This window comes from Bifidobacterium oedipodis (assembly GCF_012932425.1).
GTDB lineage: Bacteria > Actinomycetota > Actinomycetes > Actinomycetales > Bifidobacteriaceae > Bifidobacterium > Bifidobacterium oedipodis.
In genome coordinates, this window is record NZ_JAAIII010000005.1 from 126,626 (window position 1) to 148,027 (window position 21,402).

14 protein-coding genes are annotated in these 21,402 nt (G+C 58.0%); 8 read left to right on the forward strand and 6 right to left on the reverse strand.

From position 1 onward, the window contains the following. Positions 1-64: 64 nt before the first annotated feature. Together G1C95_RS08915 and G1C95_RS08920 are read right to left on the reverse strand one after the other, a co-directional pair. Positions 65-1,591: an alpha-L-fucosidase gene (locus tag G1C95_RS08915; protein ID WP_205832790.1), complete on the reverse strand. Its 1,527-nt coding sequence runs from the start codon at positions 1,589-1,591 to the stop codon at positions 65-67. A gap of 132 nt (positions 1,592-1,723) precedes the next feature. Then, positions 1,724-2,743, reverse strand: a complete 1,020-nt coding sequence (locus G1C95_RS08920; RefSeq protein ID WP_169172609.1) for a LacI family DNA-binding transcriptional regulator — start codon at positions 2,741-2,743, stop codon at positions 1,724-1,726. A gap of 221 nt (positions 2,744-2,964) precedes the next feature. On the opposite strand from G1C95_RS08920, the gene G1C95_RS08925 reads away from it, so the two are divergent. From G1C95_RS08925 to G1C95_RS08950, 6 genes are all read left to right on the forward strand, one after another. Next, positions 2,965-3,141 carry a hypothetical protein gene (locus G1C95_RS08925; RefSeq protein ID WP_169172610.1) on the forward strand — a complete coding sequence of 59 codons (177 nt, stop codon included), beginning with the start codon at positions 2,965-2,967 and terminating at the stop codon, positions 3,139-3,141. 16 nt (positions 3,142-3,157) lie between these two features. Next, the gene (locus G1C95_RS08930) at positions 3,158-4,750 is read left to right on the forward strand and encodes an extracellular solute-binding protein (RefSeq protein WP_169172611.1); all 1,593 of its coding nucleotides are present in this window, start codon (positions 3,158-3,160) and stop codon (positions 4,748-4,750) included. Between the two features lie 152 nt (positions 4,751-4,902). Continuing rightward, positions 4,903-5,898 carry an ABC transporter permease gene (locus tag G1C95_RS08935; protein ID WP_335341425.1) on the forward strand — a complete coding sequence of 332 codons (996 nt, stop codon included), beginning with the start codon at positions 4,903-4,905 and terminating at the stop codon, positions 5,896-5,898. Between the two features lie 141 nt (positions 5,899-6,039). Then, the gene (locus G1C95_RS08940; protein WP_240947517.1) at positions 6,040-6,930 is read left to right on the forward strand and encodes a carbohydrate ABC transporter permease; all 891 of its coding nucleotides are present in this window, start codon (positions 6,040-6,042) and stop codon (positions 6,928-6,930) included. 110 nt (positions 6,931-7,040) lie between these two features. Beyond that, positions 7,041-9,854, forward strand: a complete 2,814-nt coding sequence (locus tag G1C95_RS08945; RefSeq protein WP_169172613.1) for a beta-galactosidase — start codon at positions 7,041-7,043, stop codon at positions 9,852-9,854. Positions 9,855-9,906: 52 nt separating this feature from the next. Further along, positions 9,907-11,019 (forward strand): glycoside hydrolase family 43 protein, encoded by a 1,113-nt coding sequence (locus G1C95_RS08950; RefSeq protein ID WP_240947510.1) that lies wholly within the window; start codon positions 9,907-9,909, stop codon positions 11,017-11,019. A gap of 377 nt (positions 11,020-11,396) precedes the next feature. Here G1C95_RS08950 and G1C95_RS08955 read toward each other — a convergent pair whose 3' ends face one another. Beyond that, on the reverse strand, positions 11,397-13,463 hold the full coding sequence (locus tag G1C95_RS08955; RefSeq protein ID WP_169172614.1) for a beta-galactosidase: 2,067 nt from the start codon (positions 13,461-13,463) through the stop codon (positions 11,397-11,399). A 216-nt stretch (positions 13,464-13,679) separates the two neighbouring features. Continuing rightward, positions 13,680-14,777 (reverse strand): LacI family DNA-binding transcriptional regulator, encoded by a 1,098-nt coding sequence (locus G1C95_RS08960; RefSeq protein ID WP_169172615.1) that lies wholly within the window; start codon positions 14,775-14,777, stop codon positions 13,680-13,682. Between the two features lie 365 nt (positions 14,778-15,142). On the opposite strand from G1C95_RS08960, the gene G1C95_RS08965 reads away from it, so the two are divergent. After that, positions 15,143-16,261 (forward strand): glycoside hydrolase family 43 protein, encoded by a 1,119-nt coding sequence (locus G1C95_RS08965; RefSeq protein WP_169172616.1) that lies wholly within the window; start codon positions 15,143-15,145, stop codon positions 16,259-16,261. 66 nt (positions 16,262-16,327) lie between these two features. Further along, on the forward strand, positions 16,328-18,697 hold the full coding sequence (locus G1C95_RS08970; protein WP_169172617.1) for an alpha-galactosidase: 2,370 nt from the start codon (positions 16,328-16,330) through the stop codon (positions 18,695-18,697). 426 nt (positions 18,698-19,123) lie between these two features. Here G1C95_RS08970 and G1C95_RS08975 read toward each other — a convergent pair whose 3' ends face one another. Both G1C95_RS08975 and G1C95_RS08980 read right to left on the reverse strand, forming a co-directional pair. Next, positions 19,124-20,173 carry an alpha-arabinofuranosidase gene (locus G1C95_RS08975; RefSeq protein ID WP_169172618.1) on the reverse strand — a complete coding sequence of 350 codons (1,050 nt, stop codon included), beginning with the start codon at positions 20,171-20,173 and terminating at the stop codon, positions 19,124-19,126. 93 nt (positions 20,174-20,266) lie between these two features. Next, entirely contained in the window at positions 20,267-21,334 is a 1,068-nt protein-coding gene (locus G1C95_RS08980; protein WP_169172619.1) for a LacI family DNA-binding transcriptional regulator, read from the reverse strand. Positions 21,335-21,402 lie beyond the last annotated feature (68 nt).

The window sequence follows — 21,402 nt, forward strand, 5'->3', positions numbered from 1 at the left end:
GTGTCATGGCACTTTTCGAGGGAAACCCACAAGAAGTGCCATGTGCGGGTGGTGATTGCCAGTTCTATGCCTGCGTGATGCGGAACACGACTGGCGCCTCGCCATCATTGGGCTGATCGTGGATGACCAGCGCTTCGGCATCGCGCGACCATTCCACCGGCTGTGCACCGTTTTCGGACAGTCGTGCGATGCCGGCGATCATGCCATGGAAATCGGCGTTGTGCTCGGCATCGCCTTCCTTGAGTCGGGTGAAGCGATATACGCCATCGGCGGCACCGCGCATCGCAATTGCATACAGTGCGCTGCCGGCAACTGTGTACCGTGCGTCGGCGCTGGTGAAGTTCTTGGCCACGCCATCGCCGAACTGCCCTTCGGTGATTTCGGTGGGGCCCTCGCCGAAACGACGCCACGGCTTGGAACCGTAGATTGCCTCGCCGTTCACCTTCAGCCAGCCACCGATGCCGTGCAGCACAGCCTGATCTTCATCGCTGATAGTGCCGTCGGCCTTCGGGCCGACGTTCAGCAGCAGATTGCCGTTTTTCGCCACAATATCCACAAGATCCTGCACCAGCTCGGTCCACGGTTTGAACGAATTGCCCTCCGTATAGCACCAGGAATTGCGGGCGATGGCAGTGTCTGTCTGCCAGTGGTAGGGCTTGGCTTCGGCCAGTTGCCCGCGTTCGATATCGGGTGTGGCGGTGCCGAACATCATCGCATCATGCTTATAGCAGATGGTGACTTCCTCACCCCACTCGTCGGCACGGTTGTAATAGAATGCCGCGATTTTCTTAAGATATTTGGCGGCGGCGGAATGCAGAATCCACCAGTCGAAATACAGCACACGCGGGTGGAAACGGTCGATGATCTCGCATGTGCGCAGCAGCCAATCGGAAAGATACTCATCCGTGGGGGCCGGCTCGGAATACTGGTCATAGTGGTCGGCTGGCTCGGGCATAGCTGGCCAGTAGAAGTCACCGCGCTGCATTGGCCCGGTGATATCGGAGTCGAACTCGCGGCCATGACCCATAAAGAACCAGTGTTCAATGCGGTGTGTGGATGTGCCGAGCACCATGCCATGACGGTCGCAAGCCTGCTCCAGCTCGCCGACCACGTCACGCTGGGGGCCCATCTGCGCCGCATTCCAGCGCGATATGGCGCTCGCATACATCTGGAAGCCATCGTGATGTTCGGCCACCGGCACCACGTATCGTGCGCCGGCCTGTTCGAACAGCGAGGCCCAGGCTTCCGGATCGAAGTGAGGCGCGGTGAACATGGGGATGAAATCCTTGTAGCCGAAGTCTTTTTGCGGCCCGTAGGTGGCCACATGGTGTTCGAATTCGCGTGAGCCTTGGATGTACATGTTGCGCGAATACCATTCGGAGCCGAATGCGGGCACTGAATACACGCCCCAGTGGATGAATATGCCGAATTTGGCTTGTGCAAACCAGGCTGGCGTGCGGTGCTGTTGCAGCGAAGCCCAGTCGGCGCAGAATCGTCCTGAGTCGATAACCTGATCGACTGCGGCCAGGGCTTCGGTCATGGAATTGTGCCCAGCTGCGGAAGCGTAGGGTACGGTGATGGATTGGGCCATAATGCTCCTTCGATTGATATGGCACCGTTATCAGTGGTAACCGTTAGCGGTTGGTGACTGTTATATCACCTGATGTAACGTTACACCAACAGTGTGTTTTGTGAACAACTGTTATTGCTATGTGCCTTCGTGTCAGCGAGTGGATTCGCGCACGATTAGGCGCGAGGTCATGGTCAGATGGCGTGCAGGGGCGTCGTAATCCTGAATGCGAGCGGTTAGCATTTCGGTGATTTTGCGTGCGCTGTCTTCGAAATCATTGGCCACGGTGGTCAGCGACGGAGTGACGATTTCACCTTGGGAGATGCCGTCATAGCCAATTACCGAAACGTCGTCGGGGATGCGAACACCCAGATCGTTCAGTCCGCGGATAACTCCGAGGGCCAAAGCATCGTTGATGCACACCACACCATCGAAATGTTTGCCGGATTTTACCAGCTCGTGGATGACAGCACGTCCTGATGCTGGGTTCCAGCCGTTGGGTGTCGCGATGAATTGTTCGGGCGCAACGGTGAGATTATTGGTCAGCAGGGCACGTTGAAATCCAGCGACTCGTGCCAGCGTGGAGTCGTCGGTGTCTTTGATATTTTCGTATGGCTGATATGCAGCACCCATGAATATCAGGTTGCGGCAGCCGGTGGATAGCAGGTATGAGGTAGCGGTGAATAGGGCTTGTCCGCAAGCAGGGGCAATGGTGTCGACATCCGGTGCTTCGCGCTCGGTTAGCAGAAGCAGCATGGGTTTGCCGCTTAAGTGCGCCCTGATTTGCTCGACGGTGAGTTTGGATGGGAACATGACGACACCATCGCAGAATGCAGATACCACATGCTGCAAGATTTGTTGCTCGGTGTCTTGGCTATACAGTGTTTGCTGAATAACGGCTTGCAGCCCTTGTGTTTGCGCGTTGCGGCTGATTGCGTCGGCCAGATGAATATTGAAGGGGTTGGCCAGATCCTGCAGCACCACGCCGATGGCATGGCTGCGGCCTGATCGCAGGCTACGTGCCGAAAGGTTTACGGTGTAGTTGAGATCGTTAGCTACGGCAAGCACGCGCTGCCGTGTTTCTTCGGAGATGCTGGAGTCGCCATGCAAGGCATACGATACGGTGGCCTGCGATACTCCTGCTTGGGCCGCGATATCTCGCATGGTAACCATGATTTGGGGGTCCTCCTTGATTGCCTTCACAAGCATTGTGTGCGTCGTTGATTACTGAACAATCAGTATAGAACTGAGCGTAGGACGTTTGTAAGCTGATACGTTTCAGCACTGTTATATAAAGGTTTGCAGGTTGCTGCAGGGGAAGTCTGGATGTGTGCGACACGCCGATGCTGAATATCAAAATGGCTGCAAATAGCTTGGAACTTAAAGGATTCAGTATGATTGCGCAAACATTTCTGGGGTATTGGTTTGACACGATTAAGCTTGCTTTCTATATTTATAGCTACAACTTACTGAAACGTATCAGCAAGGTAGTGATCAGCGATGCGGTTCAGCAGGAAAGGATGCATGCGCCATCCGGCGGATGCGAAGCCAAACAAAGTGGTGAGCATTGAATCAAAGGAGGATTCGATGGGCTTGATGAAGAAGAAGTTCCTCGGGGCGATTGCCGCCGTTGGCGCGCTGTCGATGGTGCTCGCTGGCTGCGGTGCCGGTGAGGACGCGCAGACTGCCTCCGATGGCAAGCCGATTATTGAAGTGTTGGTGCAGTACGATTCCACCAACCGCAAGAAGATCGATACCAACAAGTGGATCAGCGACCTCGAAAAGGATGCTGGCGTCCACATCAAGTGGACCGTGGTGCAGCAGGATGCTTGGGGTCAGAAGAAGTCCACGCTACTGGCTGGTGGCAATGTGCCGCAGGTGTCCATCCGCGCGTTCAACCCCGATGATGCCACCAAGTTCCCCTACTTCGAAGAGCTGGGCCAGCACCTTGACAAGCTGCCGAACCTTAAGGCTTTCTTCAAGGAGAACCCGGCCGCCCAGCGTATGGTCTCCGACCTCAATGGTAAGTTCTACATCGGCCCTGCACAGTTCTATGAGGGCAAGAATAGCCAGCACTGGATGATCAACAAGACTTGGCTCGACAAGCTGGGCCTGCAGATGCCGACCACTTGGGATGAGCTGGATAAGGTGCTGGAAGCCTTCAAGACCCAGGATCCGAACGGCAACGGCAAGGCCGATGAAATTCCGTTCAACCTTAACGGCATCGGCACCGGCACCTATGGCTGGTGGACTCCTATGCTGGCTCTGAACTCCACCGGTAGCGTCACCCAGGCTCAGGGTGGTCCGTGGCAGCAGGGTATCACCGTCAAGGACGGCAAGGTTGGTTCATGGATGACTTCCGACAACCTTCGTCAGGTTATCGAATGGTACTCCAAGCTCTTCGGCGAAGGCCTGATTCCGAAGGACGCCCTGTCCAACGATGTTGATGAGTTGCCTGGCACCGAGAAGGATGCCACCGTTGGTGTGGCCTTCACCTACAACCAGGATGCGTTCGGCACCCACGGCGACGAATACGTGTCCATGCCCACCCCGAAGGCTGATGCCTCCATGGCGGATAGCGACGTTGTCTGGGATGCCTCTGGCGATTACGGCAAGTACGAGAACTACCACCTGGCCATCAAGAAGGACGCCCCGAACATGGACGCCGTGCTCAAGCTGGTCAACCTGCTCTACTCCGAGAAGTACTCCGTCCAGCAGTACTACGGCGGCATCTCGGATGGCCTGGTCAAAGATGATGGCAACCACACCTACACCGTGTCTGACAAGGTGTTCGCCGACACGACTGTGAGCTACAGCCTCGGCCAGTGCTTCGCCGGCTGGTTCCCGAACGATGTCAAGATCAATGGTGCCAACAACGAGAAGTCCCTCGCCGCCGACGCCGTGTACGACAACATCTACAAGAACTACGACAAGGACAAGGACGCAATGCCGATCTGGGTCAAGGCCGACACCGCCGACCAGACCACGATCTCCAACAACACCACCAACATCCTCAACTACGCGAACCCGCAGATCGCCAAGTGGATGAAGGGCGACGAGAAGATCACCGACGCCAGCTGGCAGCAGTTCGTCGACCGCGTCAACAAGCTGGGCATGGAGCAGAACGTCCAGCTGTGGCAGAAGTGGTACGACAAGTACCAGGATCAGAAGGTTGAGTGATCAGCCTCCCTCAGTGAATTGAACCGCCGCAAGCCACAATAGCGGCAGGCGGCGGTTCGGATAAGCCGGTCGGTGACGAGTGGAACGGATATACGTTCGTCGCCACTCATCACCGACCTTGCATATTAGGTATTGTGACAAAGGAGAGCACAGTGTCAACCGCGACTGAACAGACGGTGTCACCGGTTGCGAATCACGCCAGGTCAGGCAACAAGGTCAAGGCTAAGACCGGCAAAGGTTCGTCAGTAGACAATAACAAAATGAATTTCAAAACGTCCATGCGCAGAAACTGGGTGCTGTACCTCATGCTTCTGCCCGCTGCAGCATTCATAGTGCTGTTCGCCTATGTGCCAATGTATGGTCTGCAGCTGGCCTTCCGCGATTATGATCCGTTGAAGGGCATCACAGGCGGCAAATTCGTTGGTTTCAAATACTTCCAGCAGTTCTTTGACTCTCCCCAGTTCTGGGACATCATGCGCAACACGGTGTTCATCAGCTTGGGAACCCTGATTCTTGGCTTCTTCGCCCCGATTATCCTGGCACTGCTGATCAACCAGATTAGCTCGGCGAAAACCAAGGGCTTCGTGCAGACCATCACCTACATGCCGCACTTCATCTCAACCGTGGTTATCGTCTCCATGATCAACGTGTTCCTCGATCCGAATACGGGCATGATCGGCAAGCTGTTCCCGAACACGATTCTGATGGAGAATCCGAACGCCTTTGCCCCGATCTACTGGATCTCCGAAGTCTGGCAGCATTGCGGCTGGAACTGCATCATCTACCTGGCCGCCCTGTCCGCAGTAGACACCTCGCTGTACGAGGCCGCCAAAATGGATGGTGCCGGTCGTCTGCAGCTGATTCGTCACGTTGATCTGCCGACCATTATGCCGACCTGCGTGGTGCTGCTCATTATGAACATGGGTTCGGTGCTGGCCGTCGGCTTCGAGAAGGTCTGGCTGATGCAGAACGCACTGAACATGCCCTCCTCCGAAGTTATCGCGACATTCACCTTCCGCACCGGTATTCAGGGCTTCCAGTTCAGCTACGGTGCCGCTATCGGTCTGTTCAATACGATTATCAACTTCATCTTCGTGGTGAGTGCGAACTACATCTCGAAGCGAGTTTCCAACACGAGCATCTTCTAAGGCAAGGGGTGAATTCCAATGGCAAATATCACTGATGCAAAGCTCTCCGGACACTCCTCTCTGGACGATGCCGACGATTCCCACAACGCAATCAGCATCGAAGCCAAGAAGCGTGCAGCTGAGATTCCGTGGAATCCCAAGATGCACCAACAGCGTGGCGTAAGCGACTGGGTCGTGGACATCATCATCTGGGTGGTGCTGGCGCTGGTGGTTATCGCGGTGCTGTACCCGATGTGGTTCGTGGTCATCGCTTCATTCTCCAACCCGCGTCTGGTTGCTACAGGCCAAGTGACATTGTGGCCTCGCGATATCACCTTCGCTGGCTACGAGCAAGTGTTCGCCGATGATCGAATCTGGCGTGGCTATCTGAACACCATCATCTACTCCGTGGTTGGTACTGCGGTAAACATGATCGTTACTCTGCCTGCCGCCTTCGCGCTGTCCCGCCGCGATTTGAGGGGCCGTCGTCCGATTATGTTCCTGTTCACCTTCACCATGTATTTCGGTGGCGGCCTGATTCCGAACTACCTGCTCTTCCAGCAGCTCCACCTGATCGATAACTGGCTGGTCTACATCCTGCCTGGCGCGGTTTCGGTGTGGAACCTCATCATCGCTCGTTCGTTCTTCGAAACCTCGATTCCTGAGGAACTGCATGACGCAGCCCAGATTGATGGTATGGGATATTTCGGCTACTTCATGAAGATCGTGCTGCCGTTGAGCTCTGCCATCATCGCAGTGCTTGGTTTGTATTACTTCGTGGGTCACTGGAACGATTACTTCACCGGCCTGATCTACATCAACAACGAAAACAAGTACCCGCTGCAGAACGTGTTGCAGTCCATTCTGCTGGGTGCGCAGACTGCTGCCACCGGTACCACCGGTTCTGGCGTGAGCGCCGTGGCACAGCAGCAGTTGGCGGATCAGATTAAGTACGGTGTGATGATTGTGTCCACCGCCCCGTTGATTGTGCTCTACCCCTTCCTGCAGAAGTACTTCAACAAGGGCGTCATGATCGGTGCCGTCAAGGGCTGATCTCTGATAGCAATCCCCGGGTGCGCTTCCTCTCCTTTACGCATCCGGGGATTTTTTTATGATTGCTGTATTGCTTTATATTCTGACTGATATCCAAAGGTGGATTCTCCATGCTGCAACCTGTTGTATTCGACCATCATCGGTTCGTCATCGACGGCCATCCCCGTGTGCTGATGTGCGCCTCGCTCTTCCCCTTCCGTGTGCCGCGCGCGCAGTGGCGTCAGCGTTTGGAAGCGGTGAAATGTCTTGGCTACCATGCCGTGGACGTATACATTCCTTGGAACTACCACGAAACCGCACCCGGCGTCTGGGATTTCGAAGGCCAGCATGATATTGAGGCGTTCCTGCACATGACGCATGAAACGGGCCTGTATGCGCTGGTACGTCCGGGCCCCTACATCTGCTCGGAATGGGACGGCGGTGCGATTCCCGCGTGGATCGCCACCGACGAAATGATCGATGTGCGGCAGAACGATCCCGCATTCCTCAAGGCGGTGGGCGAATGGTACGACAAGATCATGCCGATTATCGCGCGCCAGCAATATCGCGGGGCTGAGGCTGCCGATGGCGGTCCGGTCATCATGGTGCAGGTGGACAACGAGCTCGACTTCTTCGCCTGCCGTGATCCGCAAGGTTATATCGGCGCACTTGCCGAGATGATGCGCGCGCACGGCGTGAATGTGCCGCTGATCTCCTGCGCGGGCCAAGGCGATATGCTGCGCGCCTGTGGCGGAGCAGACGGCGTGGCACCGGCCGTGAACCTGTATCCGGGCGACAATGATGTGGATGTTGATGAACAGGTGCGCTACTACCGTCACGCTTCGGACGCCTACGATGTGCCGCTGGTGGTCACCGAAACGAACCGTTGGCATCGCACCCTGCGTCGCTTGGTTGGCAACGGAGCTCGTTTCATCGGGCCTTTCCTTCAGGTTTCGGGCTGGGACTTTGACTACGGCACCTCAGTGAACAATTGGGGGCGCGTCGAAGCCTATATGACCCATGATTACGATTTCGGCGGCGTCATTGACCCGGCTGGCCAGGAGCGTCCGGACTGTGATGATGCGCGTCGCCTGTGTGCGATTATCGATGCGTTGGGCGAGCGCTTGGCCACGGCTGAACTGGCCGATGATCGACTGAGCGATGTGCGCGTGGCTGCGAGCGACGGCAGCGATCTTGCTGAACTGGGTGAATTGGATGAATCGGCAACCGGCGTGGCAGTTGGTGCGCTGAACCTTGGCGGTGGTGGCAAACTGCTGACGCTGACCAACGTATCCGAAGTCACAGTGCCGCTGCGCATCGGTGCGCATACTGCAGCGAATCAGGCAGCGGAGGCATCGGAAGTGTCGGATTCGATACTTCCGGATCTGATGCTTCCGGCGGGTGCCGGAGTAATGGTTCCGGTCGATCTGCCGTTGGGCGATGGCTTGGTTTTGCATGCGACTTCGGGCGAACTGATTGCGCTGGATGAATCCGCTCACACGCTTACTTTGGCTGCGCCGACCATGGTGCCGGGAGCGATTTGGGCGGCGTTTACGGCTGCCGATGATTCGACGTTGGCCGGCAAGTCCTTGCCAGTAACGCATGCTGACGCCGATTTGCAATCCTGCAGCGGTGATGGCTTCCTGCTGGTGCAGGGGGAGCGGGGCACTGCGACGATTGGTGAAGGTGCGGCGGCCTGGCGTGTCGTATTCCAACAATCAGAACGCTTGGTGACGCCAAGCTGTGCTCCGCAAACCTCGCTGCGTGCGATAAGTGCCGCTGCGAATGAACCACGCTGGATTCCTCGCTGTGAGGTGGCGGCTCACGACGCACTGCCGCTGGAAGATTGGGGTGTGTACAGCGGAACCGGACGGTATCGCGCCAAAGCGGATCTCAGCGATGCGCTGGGCGTGGTGTTGCACGACGCCGCTGACACCGTGAGCCTGCGCTACGGAGATATGGTCAGCGATTGGCAAGCCTGCGGTGGCGTGGATCTATGGATGCCGTTCAACCGGCCGGTTACTGGTGATGCCGGCGAACTGACTGTTACCGCGCGCATCTGGGGACATTCCAACTTCGACGATACGCGCCTGGATTCGCTCAAACTGGATGCCAAGCGTGGCATTCGCGGAGCTATGGCCATCGAACGGAAGCTGGATATCGGCTCGGGGTGGCTGGTTGGCTACGGGCAGGCGGATGAGGCTGCGGATGGTGCCGCTGAGCGTGAGCTGCGCAAGGCTGGCTTAGTCATCGGCAACAATCCCACCCCTCGCTGCGGATTCGGCTCGCGCAGCACCACTGTTTGGCCGCACACGTTGACCTACACGCGCACGCTTTCCATGGGCAGTGCAAGCGCCGCATGCTTGCATATCAAGCACGGGCAGACCCGCTGCGAAGTGCGGGTGAACGGGCAGCCGATCGGCATAATCACACCACTGAAGCCCACCCTCTGGTTGGGCAACGTGGCCGATGGTAGCGAACTGGCCATCACCGTCAGCCGTATGTGGGGCGAGGAGGCTGGTCGCATTTCGCTGCTGCTGGGCCATGAACTGACCGGCTGGACCTGCGAATCGCAAGGCCTGCCGGAACTGCGTATGGCGGGAGAACATGCGGACTATGCTCCCGCGACTATGCCGCTGACTGTGCCGGGCGGCAAGGGCGTGTGGCTGCGCGTGCCGGAAGCGTCGATACGGCAAAGCGAACATGCGCAAAACACCGTGGCACGCTTCGAAGGTGATGGTCTGCAGTTGACGGCCTTCACCAACGAGCATTGTTTGGGGCGTGTGGTGCTTGGCGGATTGCCAGGAACAGTTTTCGCAGGTGGTCGCGGTGACTTGTTCCTGATTCCTCAAGGCGAGGGCGATTTGTTGTTGTATGTCGAATCCACCAGAAGCGCCGGTGGTGTGCTGCATGGCGTGCTGCTCGGCGGACCCATCGATCGATAAGCGCATACGCGAACGTATGTGACAACAATACTTTCGATAGAAAGGAACAATAATGACGAATGTCGGTATGGCTGCGGGCTCGGAAGCGAGCATCGCGGCGCATCAGGTGACCGATCCTTACGGCTACTTGCTGGTGCATTTTATTGAGGATCCTGAGCATTATGCTGAGCGCATCTACTTGGATTTGTCTGACGGCGACAATCCTGAGGTGTGGCATCCGCTCAACGGTGGCAAGCCGGTGCTGACTTCGCCGTTGGGTACCCGTGGTGTGCGCGACCCGTATCTGGTGCGCAACCCTGAAACGGGCCGTGTGTATATTCTGGCCACCGACCTGCAGGTGTTCGCGCATGGCGGCGGCTCGGACGGCAACTCCGACTGGTATGCCTTCTCCCACCACGGCTCCACGAACCTGATCATCTGGTACTCGGATGATCTGGTGCACTGGAGCGAGCCTCATGCGCTGGATGTGTCGCGTCGCGCTGATGGCTCGCGTGCTCAATTGGGTATGGCGTGGGCGCCGGAGGCGTTGTGGGTGCCGGACTATTATCCGGAAGGCCACGAGGGCGGCCGCGGCGCATTCGTACTGTACTGGTCGAGCACCCTGTTCGCCGACGATGATGTGAATCATGAGAATCCAGATATTTATGACCGTGTGATGTGGGGCGCGACCGCCGACTTCACCAACGACACCTTCGAATTTGGTGGCGTGTTCATCGATCGTGGGCATCCCACCATCGACACCACCATGTTGCAGCATCGCTTGCCCGATGGCACCGTGCGTACGTATCGTGCCACCAAAGACAACGGTCCCAAGGCGAATATCTGGCTGGATCGCACCGACGCCAAGCGTTGGTGGGAGCCGGGAACCGAATGGACGATCATCCAGGAGAACATCGGCGCGGAATGGACCGAGAACGGCAATCCTGGCGGCGTGGAAGGCCCGGCCCTGTTCGATTCGCACAGCGACGGGCACACCTACCTGTATGTGGATGTGATTCCGTCGATTGGCTACCGTCCGATGGTGAGCGCGAACCCTGATCAGGGCTTCGATTACCTGCGCTCGGATTCCTTCTACATGGCCCCGCACACCAAGCACGGCGGTGTGCTGACCCTGTCGCGCGCCGAATACGGGCGACTGCAGGCTGCGGACGGTCAAATCGGCTGATTGCCAGCCTGTTGTGGCTGATTATCGGCTGCTTGCTGATTGCAGCTTCTGCTGGCGGCATCCGGTCTGCTGCTAACGGCACTTCTTGTCGGTTTCCATCGAAAAGTGCCGTGACACGCCCGGATTATGCGAGCGTTGCGGTACTTCTTGTGGATTCCCCGCGAAAAGTGCCGTGACACGCCCGAATTACACGACCCAAATGGCACTTCTTGTCAGATTGCGACAAGAAGTGCCATTTCTGTTAGTGAAGTGATGGGCACCAAGTGCCGAACGCCTGAAAAGTGTGTCCAAACACCTGTTCTAACACCTGAAAAGTGTAATCAAACGTCAGTTTTAACGCCTGAAAAGTGTGCTGCCTACATTGTGAATGAGGGCTGTCAGCCTTCGACGATGGCGAGATCCCAGGGATCCAGGTCGATGGTATCGTCTGTGCTGATCGGCTTGTCGGCCAGCAGCTCGGTGCCGACGATGGGTGCGGCAAACGAAACGGGCTTGCTGGTGTAGTTGAGGAAGTACGCGATGGCCTTGCCGTCGCGGTTGGTTCCGCGGCGCACGGTGACGGTGTCGGCGAGATCCTGCGCCCAATCGGTGATGCTGGCGTCTTTGGCCGCCTGAAGCATCAGCTCACGCATCACCTCGGGCGAGGTCATGGTGCCAATCCATTCGGCCCAGCCGCCGCGCTCGCCGTATGCGTTCCTCGTGATCGCCGACCATGCGCCCCACGAAGGATGATCATAGGAAGCGAGCACCTGCGTGCCGGCACCCTCGATCGGCTCCAGCAGCTCCATGAACACCTTGGCGTTGAGGTCGGAGCCGTCTGTTGCTGCGTCCACGCCGGAACCGTCGGCAAAAACCAGCGGCACATCCACTGGATTGGTGAACTCACCGTAGCGAATGCCGAACACGTCACTCAGCCCATACGGCTGGCGTTCGTGGCGCACCTTGGCACATTCGTCGCTGAAGAACGACTTGAACGTGGAGACCAAGTGTCCGCCCTGCGCTACATAGGCGCGCATGGCGTCCACAAGATGCTGCGAAGCGCAATACAAGGCCGGCGTAACCACCAGCGGGTAACGGCTCAGCTCATCCGCGCCCACGGTGTCAGGCAGGAAGTCCACTTCGATATTGAGCGCAAACAATGCGTCATACACCCAACGCATCACGTCGTTATACTTCGTCTGCCCCCAGCTGTTGCCTGAATCGATGCAGAAACGCTCGATGGCGCTCAGTGAGGCGTTGCTCACCACGATGGCGGCCTTGTTGTGCTTCTTCAGATCGATGAGCTTGTCACTCAGGCGCTCGAGTTCGCCACCGAGCACGCCGGCCTCGCGATAGACATAGTTCGGTTCGAAATCATGGGAAAGCACGCCCTTCCAGTAGGTTTCGCAGGCATTGTGCAGTGAATGCCAATGCCAATACATCACCGAATTCGAGCCCGATGCTAGGTGGCTGTAGCCCTGCAGCCTCAACTGGCCGGGGTAGGGGAGCCAGCCCATATTGCCCTGCGCTTCGGTTTCGATCACCAGATGGTTCTCGCCGCCCTTGAACGAACGAGCCAGATCATTGCCCAGCGCCACATTCTTGCCTTCGAGCTTCGCGCCGGTGGCGTGATAGACATCCACGCCGGCATAGTCGAGATGCCCGGAGGTAAGCCAATCATTGGCGCGCGGCTGTACACCGTAGGAACCGCCGCGCCAATCAAGATCGAAATTCTGGGTGACGAACTGATCGTCGCGCGCATATTCGCGCACAATATCGGCCTGCCAGCCGATGTGTTCGGCCACAAGAGTGCGACGGTAGCGGTCGAATTCACCAGCGAGCGAAGCGTTGATGGTGTCAGTCACATCCGGGAAATCCTCCCACGCGTTGATGCGGTTCGACCAGTAATCCAGCCCGAACTCGGCGTTCATCGCCTCGATATCATCGTGGAACTTTTCGCGCAGGTACTTGACGAAGCCTTGCTGCACGTCGGCGTTGACCACATCGAAGTGGGTGGTTTCGTTATCCACCTGCCAGCCGATGACGGCCGGATGGTCGGCCACATGCTTGGCCAGCGCGCGGATAGCGCGTTCCGCGTAGAAGCGATAGGTGGCGTTGAACTGGTTCATATTCTGGCGTGGGCCTGGCTTGCGTTTGCCGTTCTTGGTTTCGGCCAGTACTTCCGGGTGCGTGTTGGTCATCCACGAAGGCACGGCATAGGTGGGAGTGCCTACGATCACGCCGATGCCAGCCTTGCCCATGGCGTCGAGCACGCGATCGATATGGGAGAAGTCGAAGACGCCGGGCTGTGGTTCCATGGTGGCCCATGTGGATTCGGCGATGCGTACGGTGTTGAAGTGCGCGGCCTTGAGCATCTCCACGTCTTTGGCGAGGCGCTCCTCGGGCATGTATTCGTCGTAGTAGGCGGCACCAAATAGCAGGTGGTTGACGGATCGGGTCGTCATGGGAAGTCCTTTCGTTGAGGCGGTGCGCCTTCGCGTAACTCCGCCCGAAGATTTATCGTTAAATCAATAGTGAGTATACGTCGCCTCGGCACACTGTTCAACAGGGGGCTCGCAGAGTGTCGGATTCGGATGACGGCAGCGAATGACGCGTTGGGGAACAAGCAAGTTCGCCGTACTCCTCGTGCTGTTCGATGTCCTTGGCGTCCGTCTGATGTGTCAGCGCGGTCGAGTGGTCTGGCGTTCTACGATGCGATACTGCGTGGTGTTGTATGTTGCGGCGGGGGAGTCGTCGCCGTTAATGCGCGCAATAATGCGATCCACAGCAAGCTGCGCATATTGCTGAACCGAGGGGTCAAGCGTGGTCAAATGCGGGGTGACGAATTGCGACTCCGACGTGTTGTCGAATCCGATAATCTCAACATCATCCGGAATGCGCAGGCCTGCTTGGTGTACGGCCTCCATCGCGCCGATGGCGATGGCATCGTTGGCGCAGAACAGGGAATCCGGCAGGGGGTTGTCGGTGCTGCGATATTCGTTGATCAGCCATTGTGTGGCATTGAAACCTTCGCTTGGCGAGAGCCAACGGCAAGGGGCGAGACGAGATGCCGTCACGTCCATGCCATGCTCGCGCATGGCGCGCAGATAGCCTGACAAACGCTGTGCGGCACCGCCTTCCAGCTGTACCGTGGCCAATTCCAGCGCATCAAGGTCACCATCGGTCTGTTCCGCCAACTCATGGATGGCTGGGGGCGCGCCAATGAATGCCACTTCATGTGCCGGGTTGTTGCCGCTCAAGAGCCAGTCCGTCACATCGTGCGCCGCATCCACGTTCGCCATGATGATGTCGTCGGCCAGTCCATGCGCGGAATAATCGCCTGTCAAAACGACCGGATATTGCTGACGCAATAGTGTGGCTGCCTTGCTGTCGGTCAGTGGCTTGTCGGTGAAGAAAATCCATCCATCGGCGTTGAATCGGTAGGTCTCTTCGATCAAATCGGCCAGCCCGTTGGCGTGACGGACATAAGTGGCGATAACCACGCCGTACCCCAGTTTGTCGGCTGCGTTGATCAGCAGATCGCAATAATAGGCAAAGAACGGCTGGCCGAAGTTCGGAATCGCCAGACCAATGGTGTGGGTGGCGCCCGCACGCAACATTTGCGCCGGACGATTAGTGTGGTATCCCATTTCACTTGCGACGGCGAGAATTCGTTCGCGCGTGCGCTCGCTCATGCGCCCAGTGCCATTGACCGCATTAGACACGCTTTGCGCGGACACCCCGGCTTTGCGCGCCACATCCGCCAACGTCACCGCCATAATTCGCCTTTCGCTTCACTAGTCTGCAATTCACAATTGTTCGTGCGACTGTTGCAACCGTAATGTTGCCAGTCTAACCCGTGGGTATCGGAACGCGTTTCGTGACGTTTGCGCTGGAACTTTGCGAGATATGCAGCATGTGGCTATTCGGGTGGTTCGATAATTCTCCATACGCGCTTCTGTACCGGTACCAACGTATGACTGTATATTAGAATGCCGGATGAGGCGGGAGTGTTTTGACGTGGAGATGTAGCCCAAATCACGGCAGCTGGTGGCGTGTCACGGATGTTGGTGGATAGTAGCCCCTGTAGTATATGTACCGTTACATATACTACAGGGGTTTTCGGATCACAGGAGATTGTGACATGAGCGCGCAGCCGCAGTATGAAGCATACGTATGGGCCTATTTCACGGGAGAAGGTGAAGCCGGAGAACAGATCAGCCTTGCTGTGTCCAACGGCAATGATGCGCTGGATTGGACGCCACTGAACGGCGGCCGACCGCTGTTCGTGTCGAAGTATGGCACAAAAGGCCTGCGCGATCCGTTCATCATGCGCTTGGAGCAAGGTGAAGGCTTCGCCATTCTGGCCACGGATCTCAACGTGCATGCCCTGGAAGGAAGCTTCGGCAAAGCGCAGCGCACCGGCTCCCGGTACCTGGAAATCTGGCATTCGCCTGATCTGGTGCACTGGGGTGAGCAGGAACATGTACTGGTTAATCGCGCTGATGCCGGCAATACTTGGGCACCGGAAGCTATCTGGGATCCGGCCTGTGGCGAATATGCCGTGTACTGGGCGTCCAACTTGTATCAGGCACAGGCTGCTGCCGACCCATCGTTGCGCGAGCAATGCACCTACAATCGCATGATGATTGCTCGAACCAAGGACTTCCGCACCTTCAGCGAACCGCAGGTGTGGGTGGACGTATGCTCCGGCAACGGGCAAGACGGGCGCGGCACCATCGACGTGACCGTCGCGCATGACACCGACGAACAGGGGCATAATCAGTGGGTGCGATTCATCAAAGACGAACGCACGATGACCGTGCGCGAGGAAGTCAGCGACGATCTGTTCGCCACCGTGTCCGGCATGTTGCCGGGAGCCGATACTGGGAATAACACTGGTTGGCGTTTGGTTTGCGAGAACGTCGGCGTCGGACTTCCCAACGGTGAGGTTGACCCCGAAACCGGCAAACCGAAACTCTTTACCTGCGGCGAAGGCCCCAGCATCTTCCCCGCCAACCCCGGTGACGTGAACGGCTATGCATGGTACCTGTTCATCGACCAGCCCCGATACCACGATGGTCCGAACCATTACATCGGCTTCGCCACTCGCGACTTGATGGATCCGGACGGCTGGGAGCCGGTATCCGACAAACTGCGTGCAGGCATCCCAACGAATGCGGACGGCGGCAAGCCCCGCCATGGCACTGTCATGCCCATCACCGCAGCTGAACGCGACGCACTGCTTGCCGCATTGCAATAAACGATCGTCATATCGAAATCGAACTCCCAGATAACGTCGACGAAAGCGGCACGGAAAGAAGGATCTATGGCCAACGGTCTGATTCATGTACACGAAGACAACGGACAATTCCACCTGACCAATGGTCTGATCAGCTACATCATCGGCATTGAAGCCGGCAAACCGCTCAATCTCTATGCCGGCCGTGCGATTGCGGACAAAAGCGACTTTTCCTACCTGATTGACCGTCACTTCCGCGTGCTGACCACCACCTACGAAGAGGACGGCAACCTGCGCCCGGAGCTGGTACGCATGGAATACCCCGAATACGGGCGCGGCGACTTCCGCGAACCGGCGTTGACCGTGTTGCAAGCCGACGGTTCGCGCGTGACCGATCTCAAATATGTCGGCTATCGCGTGCTACCGGGCAAGCCAGAGCTGGAAGCACTGCCATCCACCCGCGCTGATTCGGCGGATGTGGCCGAAACCCTGCAAATTCGCCTGCTGGATGAACTGATTGGACTGCAAGTCACCCTGAACTATACGATCTTCACCAACGAAGCGGTGATTGCGCGCAGCGTACTGGTCGAAAATCTTGGCTCTCAGTCGTTGACCATCGAACGCGCGGCCAGCCTCAACTTGGATCTGCCGGACAGCGACTACACAATGACTGAATTCGTGGGTGCGTGGGCGCGCGAGCGCGAACCGCACAGCCAGCCGCTGCATCCCGGCATGCAAGCGATCGGCTCCACGCGCGGTGCCAGCAGCCCGAACTTCAACCCCACCGCCATCATTGCGCGCCCCGATACCAATGAGCAGGATGGCGAAGCGTGGGGGCTTGCCTTCGTCTACTCCGGCAATTTCGATCTGCATGCCGAAGTCGACAGCTACCAGGCCACGCGCCTGCAACTGGGTATCAATCCGCTCGGCTTCTCCTGGCACCTGGCCCCCGGGGAGCATTTCCAAACGCCTGAAGCGCTGCTGGGACACACCACGCATGGCCTCAACGATCTGAGCCATACCTTCCACCGCATCGTGCTGGATCACCTGCAGCGGCCGCAATGGCGTCGCCGGGAGCGGCCGATTCTTATCAACAACTGGGAGGCCACGTACTTCGACTTCACCGAAGACAAGCTGCTTGAACTAGCACGCACCGCCAAAGCGCAAGGCATCGAACTGTTCGTACTGGACGATGGTTGGTTCGGCTCTCGTACTTCGGACCGTTCTGGACTGGGCGACTGGGTGGCCAATCCCGACCGTCTGCCGGAGGGCGTGGCCGGCATCGCCCGCAAAATCAACGATATCGGCATGCAGTTCGGCCTGTGGTTCGAGCCGGAAATGGCCAATACGGATTCCGACGTGGTGCGCGCACACCCGGATTGGGTGATTAGCGCCCCCGGGCGCGGGCAGTCGATGTACCGTCATCAGCATGTGCTCAACTTCGCCAACCAGGCGGTGGTTGACAGCGTGTATGGGCAGATGCATGCGATTCTCGACTCCGCAAACGTGGCCTACATCAAATGGGATATGAACCGCTTCATCACCGAAGCCTTTGATGCCACACGCGGCCTTGAACGACAGGGCGAGATGCTACACCGCTATATCCTCGGCGTCTACGAACTGTATCGTCGCCTGCTCGAAGCCTTCCCGAACCTTATCATCGAAGGCTGCTCGTCGGGCGGCGCTCGCTTCGACATGGGCATTCTTGCCTATAGTCCGCAAATCTGGACTTCGGACGATACCGACGCCATCGAACGACTGCATGTGCAATATGGCACCAGCTACTTCTACCCGGTGGCGGCGATGGGTGCGCACGTGTCCATTACGCCGAACCACCAGACCGGGCGCTGCGAACCCATCGATACGCGCGCGAACGTGGCCATGTTCGGCACTTTCGGTTACGAAATGGATTTGAACCATGTGCCGCAATCTGATTTAGCGGCCATCCGCAGGCAAACCGCGTTCTTCAAGACGTTCGCGCCGCTGATTCACAACGGCGACTTCTATCGGCTCGCCGCGCCTGCCGGCAATCGCAAAACCGCGTGGATGAGCGTTGCTGCAGATCGCTCGCAGGCACTCGTTGCTGACTTCTGCATTCTGGGCGTGCCGAATCGTCCGCTCAGCCGGTTGCATATGCAGGGTCTTGACCCCGAGCGCTGGTATGAGGTGCGCTATCGTGACGCCAATGAACCGGTGGAAGCGGCGCAATCTTCGGCTGGCGACGCCGTTGATGCTGGCAGCGTTGCCGGTGACGCTGGTGCGTCTGCCGGTGCTGGTGCTGGCATTGCCGACACTGCTGGTGTTGCTGCTGCGCTCGCCGGTTTCCATATGCTGCCTGGTGTATATTCCGGTGCCGAACTGATGCACGTCGGACTCGATGATACGGATCTCTTCGGCCGCGACTTCAACTCTCGCCTCTATTTCGTCAGCGAACAGGGCACGGTTGCCGCAGAATAAGGCCTGGCTCGCTGGTTATTGCCGCGTCTATCGCCGAACTCCAATCACTACCCCCGAGATATCGATATATTTCCGGGGTAGTGATTGGGCTTACTGTCAGTACCCCAGAAATATGACGGTATTTCTGGGGTAGTGACAGTGCGTTTCCGTCACAACCCAGGAGATACAAGCATATTTGTGGGGTTGTGACAGCGACCCCAAATCACTACCCCGGAAATACGTCGATATTTCCGGGGTAGTGACGTTTGGCCTCTCCCGAAGAGATGTAACAACCCTACAAATACGCTGGTATCTGGGGAGTTGTGATAGCACGCAAAAAACAACCCCGGGAATATGCTGGTATTCCCGGGGTTGTGACGTTGAGAGTGTACGCGCTAAGCACACGGACGCATGAGAAGCCTCATACGGAGCGTGCAGCGCACGAGACTACAGGGCGAACGCGGCTTCCACGGCGTTGTATTCCGCTTCGGTGATCGGAATGATCGCGCCGTGACGCTTCTTCAGCTCGCCGAAGTCGATATCGTCGGCCACAGCCCAGTCGGACGGATCGGAAGAACCGAAGTCGGCGGTGCGGAAGGGCAGATAGCCCTTGGCCTCGGCGAACTGGTCGCACATCAGACCGAAGCGCATCTTGCGACCGTTGATGGTGCGCACATCCGCATCGTTGTACTGGAACATTTCCGGGCCCTCAAGATAGTGCCACGAATAACGGCCGTTGCCGAGAATGCTGGTCAGCGAGCCGACGTAGCTCCACTGCTGGGGGTCGTCCACGCGCAGCACCTCATAGGCGGGGGCGTAGGGGTTGCGCGTTTTCTCGATGGTGATTTCCGAATCCTTGGAGGCGCGGTACCACCATCCGTCGGCATCGCGGAACATGGTCGAATCGATTACGCAGTTCTTGCGATCGATCCACTTGACCGGGTCGGAGAATTCGACCAGATCCTTGGACGTGGCGTAATACATATTCGTGCGATCGCCCAGTTCGTTGTTGAGCGCAGCGGCATCGGAGCCGGCAGGGGCGTCTTCGTTGGTCTTGGTGGCCCAGAACACAATCCACTGCTCTTTGTCCGGATCCCACATGGCTTCCGGCGCCCAGGCCATGCCTGCGCCCGGAATCTTCGAGGCCACATCCACCAGGCGCGGCTCGCTCCAGTGCACCAAGTCAGGGGAATCCCAGATCACCAGTCCGGTCGAACCGTTGGTGGTGGCGCCATCGTGCGGCCCCCAGCCGCCGCGATAATGGATGGACAGGTCGGTGGCCACGATATGGAAGCCACCCTTCGGATCGCGCACGATGTGCGGATCGCGCGTGCCCTTTTCACCGCCCAGCCATTCCAGCGCCGGCTTGCCTGCGGGGCGCAGATCGTGCCAATGCACGGAATCGCGAGAAAGGGCGAAATACAGCTGTTCGTCGGTGGGGGTCTTTTCGTCGCCGATGAAGTGAACGAACAGATACGCTGTGGTGGGTTCGGTCATGGTGTGTTCCTTATATTCCTTATTTATTGGGTTGGATTTGGTTTGGTTGATGAATGATGGGCTGGCATCTGGCCGGTGGTCGCCCGAGGCGTCTTAGCCTGCGGTCTGCCCCGTGGATTCGCGGGCGATGAGTTGGTATCCGATGGTGGCGCGCGCCGGCGGATCCTCATGCCCGCCGTTCGAGCGCTGTTCGATGCGACGAACGAGCATATCGAGCGTGAGTCGCGCCAGCTGCTGGAAGTCAACTTGGATGGTGCTCAGGGTTGGAACGGCGTAACTGTTGGAAGATACACCGTCGAATCCGATGATCTTGATATCGTCCGGCACGCGCACGCCGCGATCGGCCAATCCTCGCAGCACGCCGCAGGCAGCGTAGTCGTTCACGCAGCAGATACCGTCGAATCCCGCGCCCTGCGAGTTCGCGTCGGCGATGGCATGGCCCACAGCCCTGCCGGCATCGGCATTGTAGGCGTTGAACACAACGGATTGGTCGTAGGGCAGTCCGGCGTCGAGCAGTGCGCCCGAAGCGCCGCGTAGCCGCAACAGTCCGGAGCTTGCCGCGCGGGCCAGTTCGGCGCGTGGGCGGAACGGGTCGCCCACCAGCGCGATGCGCTTGCAGCCGCGTTCCGCAAGATGCTGCACCGCAGCCCTGGCACCTTCTTCGTTGGGGAAATTCACCTGATCGGTGGTGGGCTGGTCTTCACATGAATCGATGAGCACGAACGGACGTCCGCCGGTGAGCATATCGATTGGTGCGTCATGGCTCAGGCCGGAGGCGTGCAGAATTTCGCCGTCGAACAGTTGTGCGGAGAACGGGGTGGAGGTCAACGCCCGCTTGGCCGCGTCGGGGGAGTAGCAGGTGTCTTCGAAGAAGGGGGTCAGGCCCCTGGCCTTGGTTTCGTTGCTCAGCGATTGCACCAGCTTGGCATAAAACGGTGAATCGAATTCGTTGACGACGATATGAATAATGTTGCTACGGCCCGATTTGAGCATGCTGGCCGTCAGATTGATGCGATAGTTCAGTTTTTTGGCGGCGGCCAGCACTTTGGCGCGGGTGGATTCCTTGACGCCGGGCTTGCCGTGCAGGGCGTTGGATGCGGTCATCGGTGAGACGCCAGCCTCCTTGGCCACGTCGCGCAAGGTTGTAGTCCTGTTGCCCATGGTCGGCTCCCTTCCCAAACAACTGTTGCCAAACACTATGCAATGTATATATACAACATTGTAACGAT

Coding starts and splice junctions, on each gene's coding strand:
- G1C95_RS08915 (WP_205832790.1), bottom strand. CDS start 1,591: ATGGCCCAATCCATCACCGTACCCTACGCTTCCGCAGCTGGGCACAAT.
- G1C95_RS08920 (WP_169172609.1), bottom strand. CDS start 2,743: ATGGTTACCATGCGAGATATCGCGGCCCAAGCAGGAGTATCGCAGGCC.
- G1C95_RS08925 (WP_169172610.1), top strand. CDS start 2,965: ATGATTGCGCAAACATTTCTGGGGTATTGGTTTGACACGATTAAGCTT.
- G1C95_RS08930 (WP_169172611.1), top strand. CDS start 3,158: ATGGGCTTGATGAAGAAGAAGTTCCTCGGGGCGATTGCCGCCGTTGGC.
- G1C95_RS08940 (WP_240947517.1), top strand. CDS start 6,040: ATGCACCAACAGCGTGGCGTAAGCGACTGGGTCGTGGACATCATCATC.
- G1C95_RS08945 (WP_169172613.1), top strand. CDS start 7,041: ATGCTGCAACCTGTTGTATTCGACCATCATCGGTTCGTCATCGACGGC.
- G1C95_RS08950 (WP_240947510.1), top strand. CDS start 9,907: ATGACGAATGTCGGTATGGCTGCGGGCTCGGAAGCGAGCATCGCGGCG.
- G1C95_RS08955 (WP_169172614.1), bottom strand. CDS start 13,463: ATGACGACCCGATCCGTCAACCACCTGCTATTTGGTGCCGCCTACTAC.
- G1C95_RS08960 (WP_169172615.1), bottom strand. CDS start 14,777: ATGGCGGTGACGTTGGCGGATGTGGCGCGCAAAGCCGGGGTGTCCGCG.
- G1C95_RS08965 (WP_169172616.1), top strand. CDS start 15,143: ATGAGCGCGCAGCCGCAGTATGAAGCATACGTATGGGCCTATTTCACG.
- G1C95_RS08970 (WP_169172617.1), top strand. CDS start 16,328: ATGGCCAACGGTCTGATTCATGTACACGAAGACAACGGACAATTCCAC.
- G1C95_RS08975 (WP_169172618.1), bottom strand. CDS start 20,173: ATGACCGAACCCACCACAGCGTATCTGTTCGTTCACTTCATCGGCGAC.
- G1C95_RS08980 (WP_169172619.1), bottom strand. CDS start 21,334: ATGGGCAACAGGACTACAACCTTGCGCGACGTGGCCAAGGAGGCTGGC.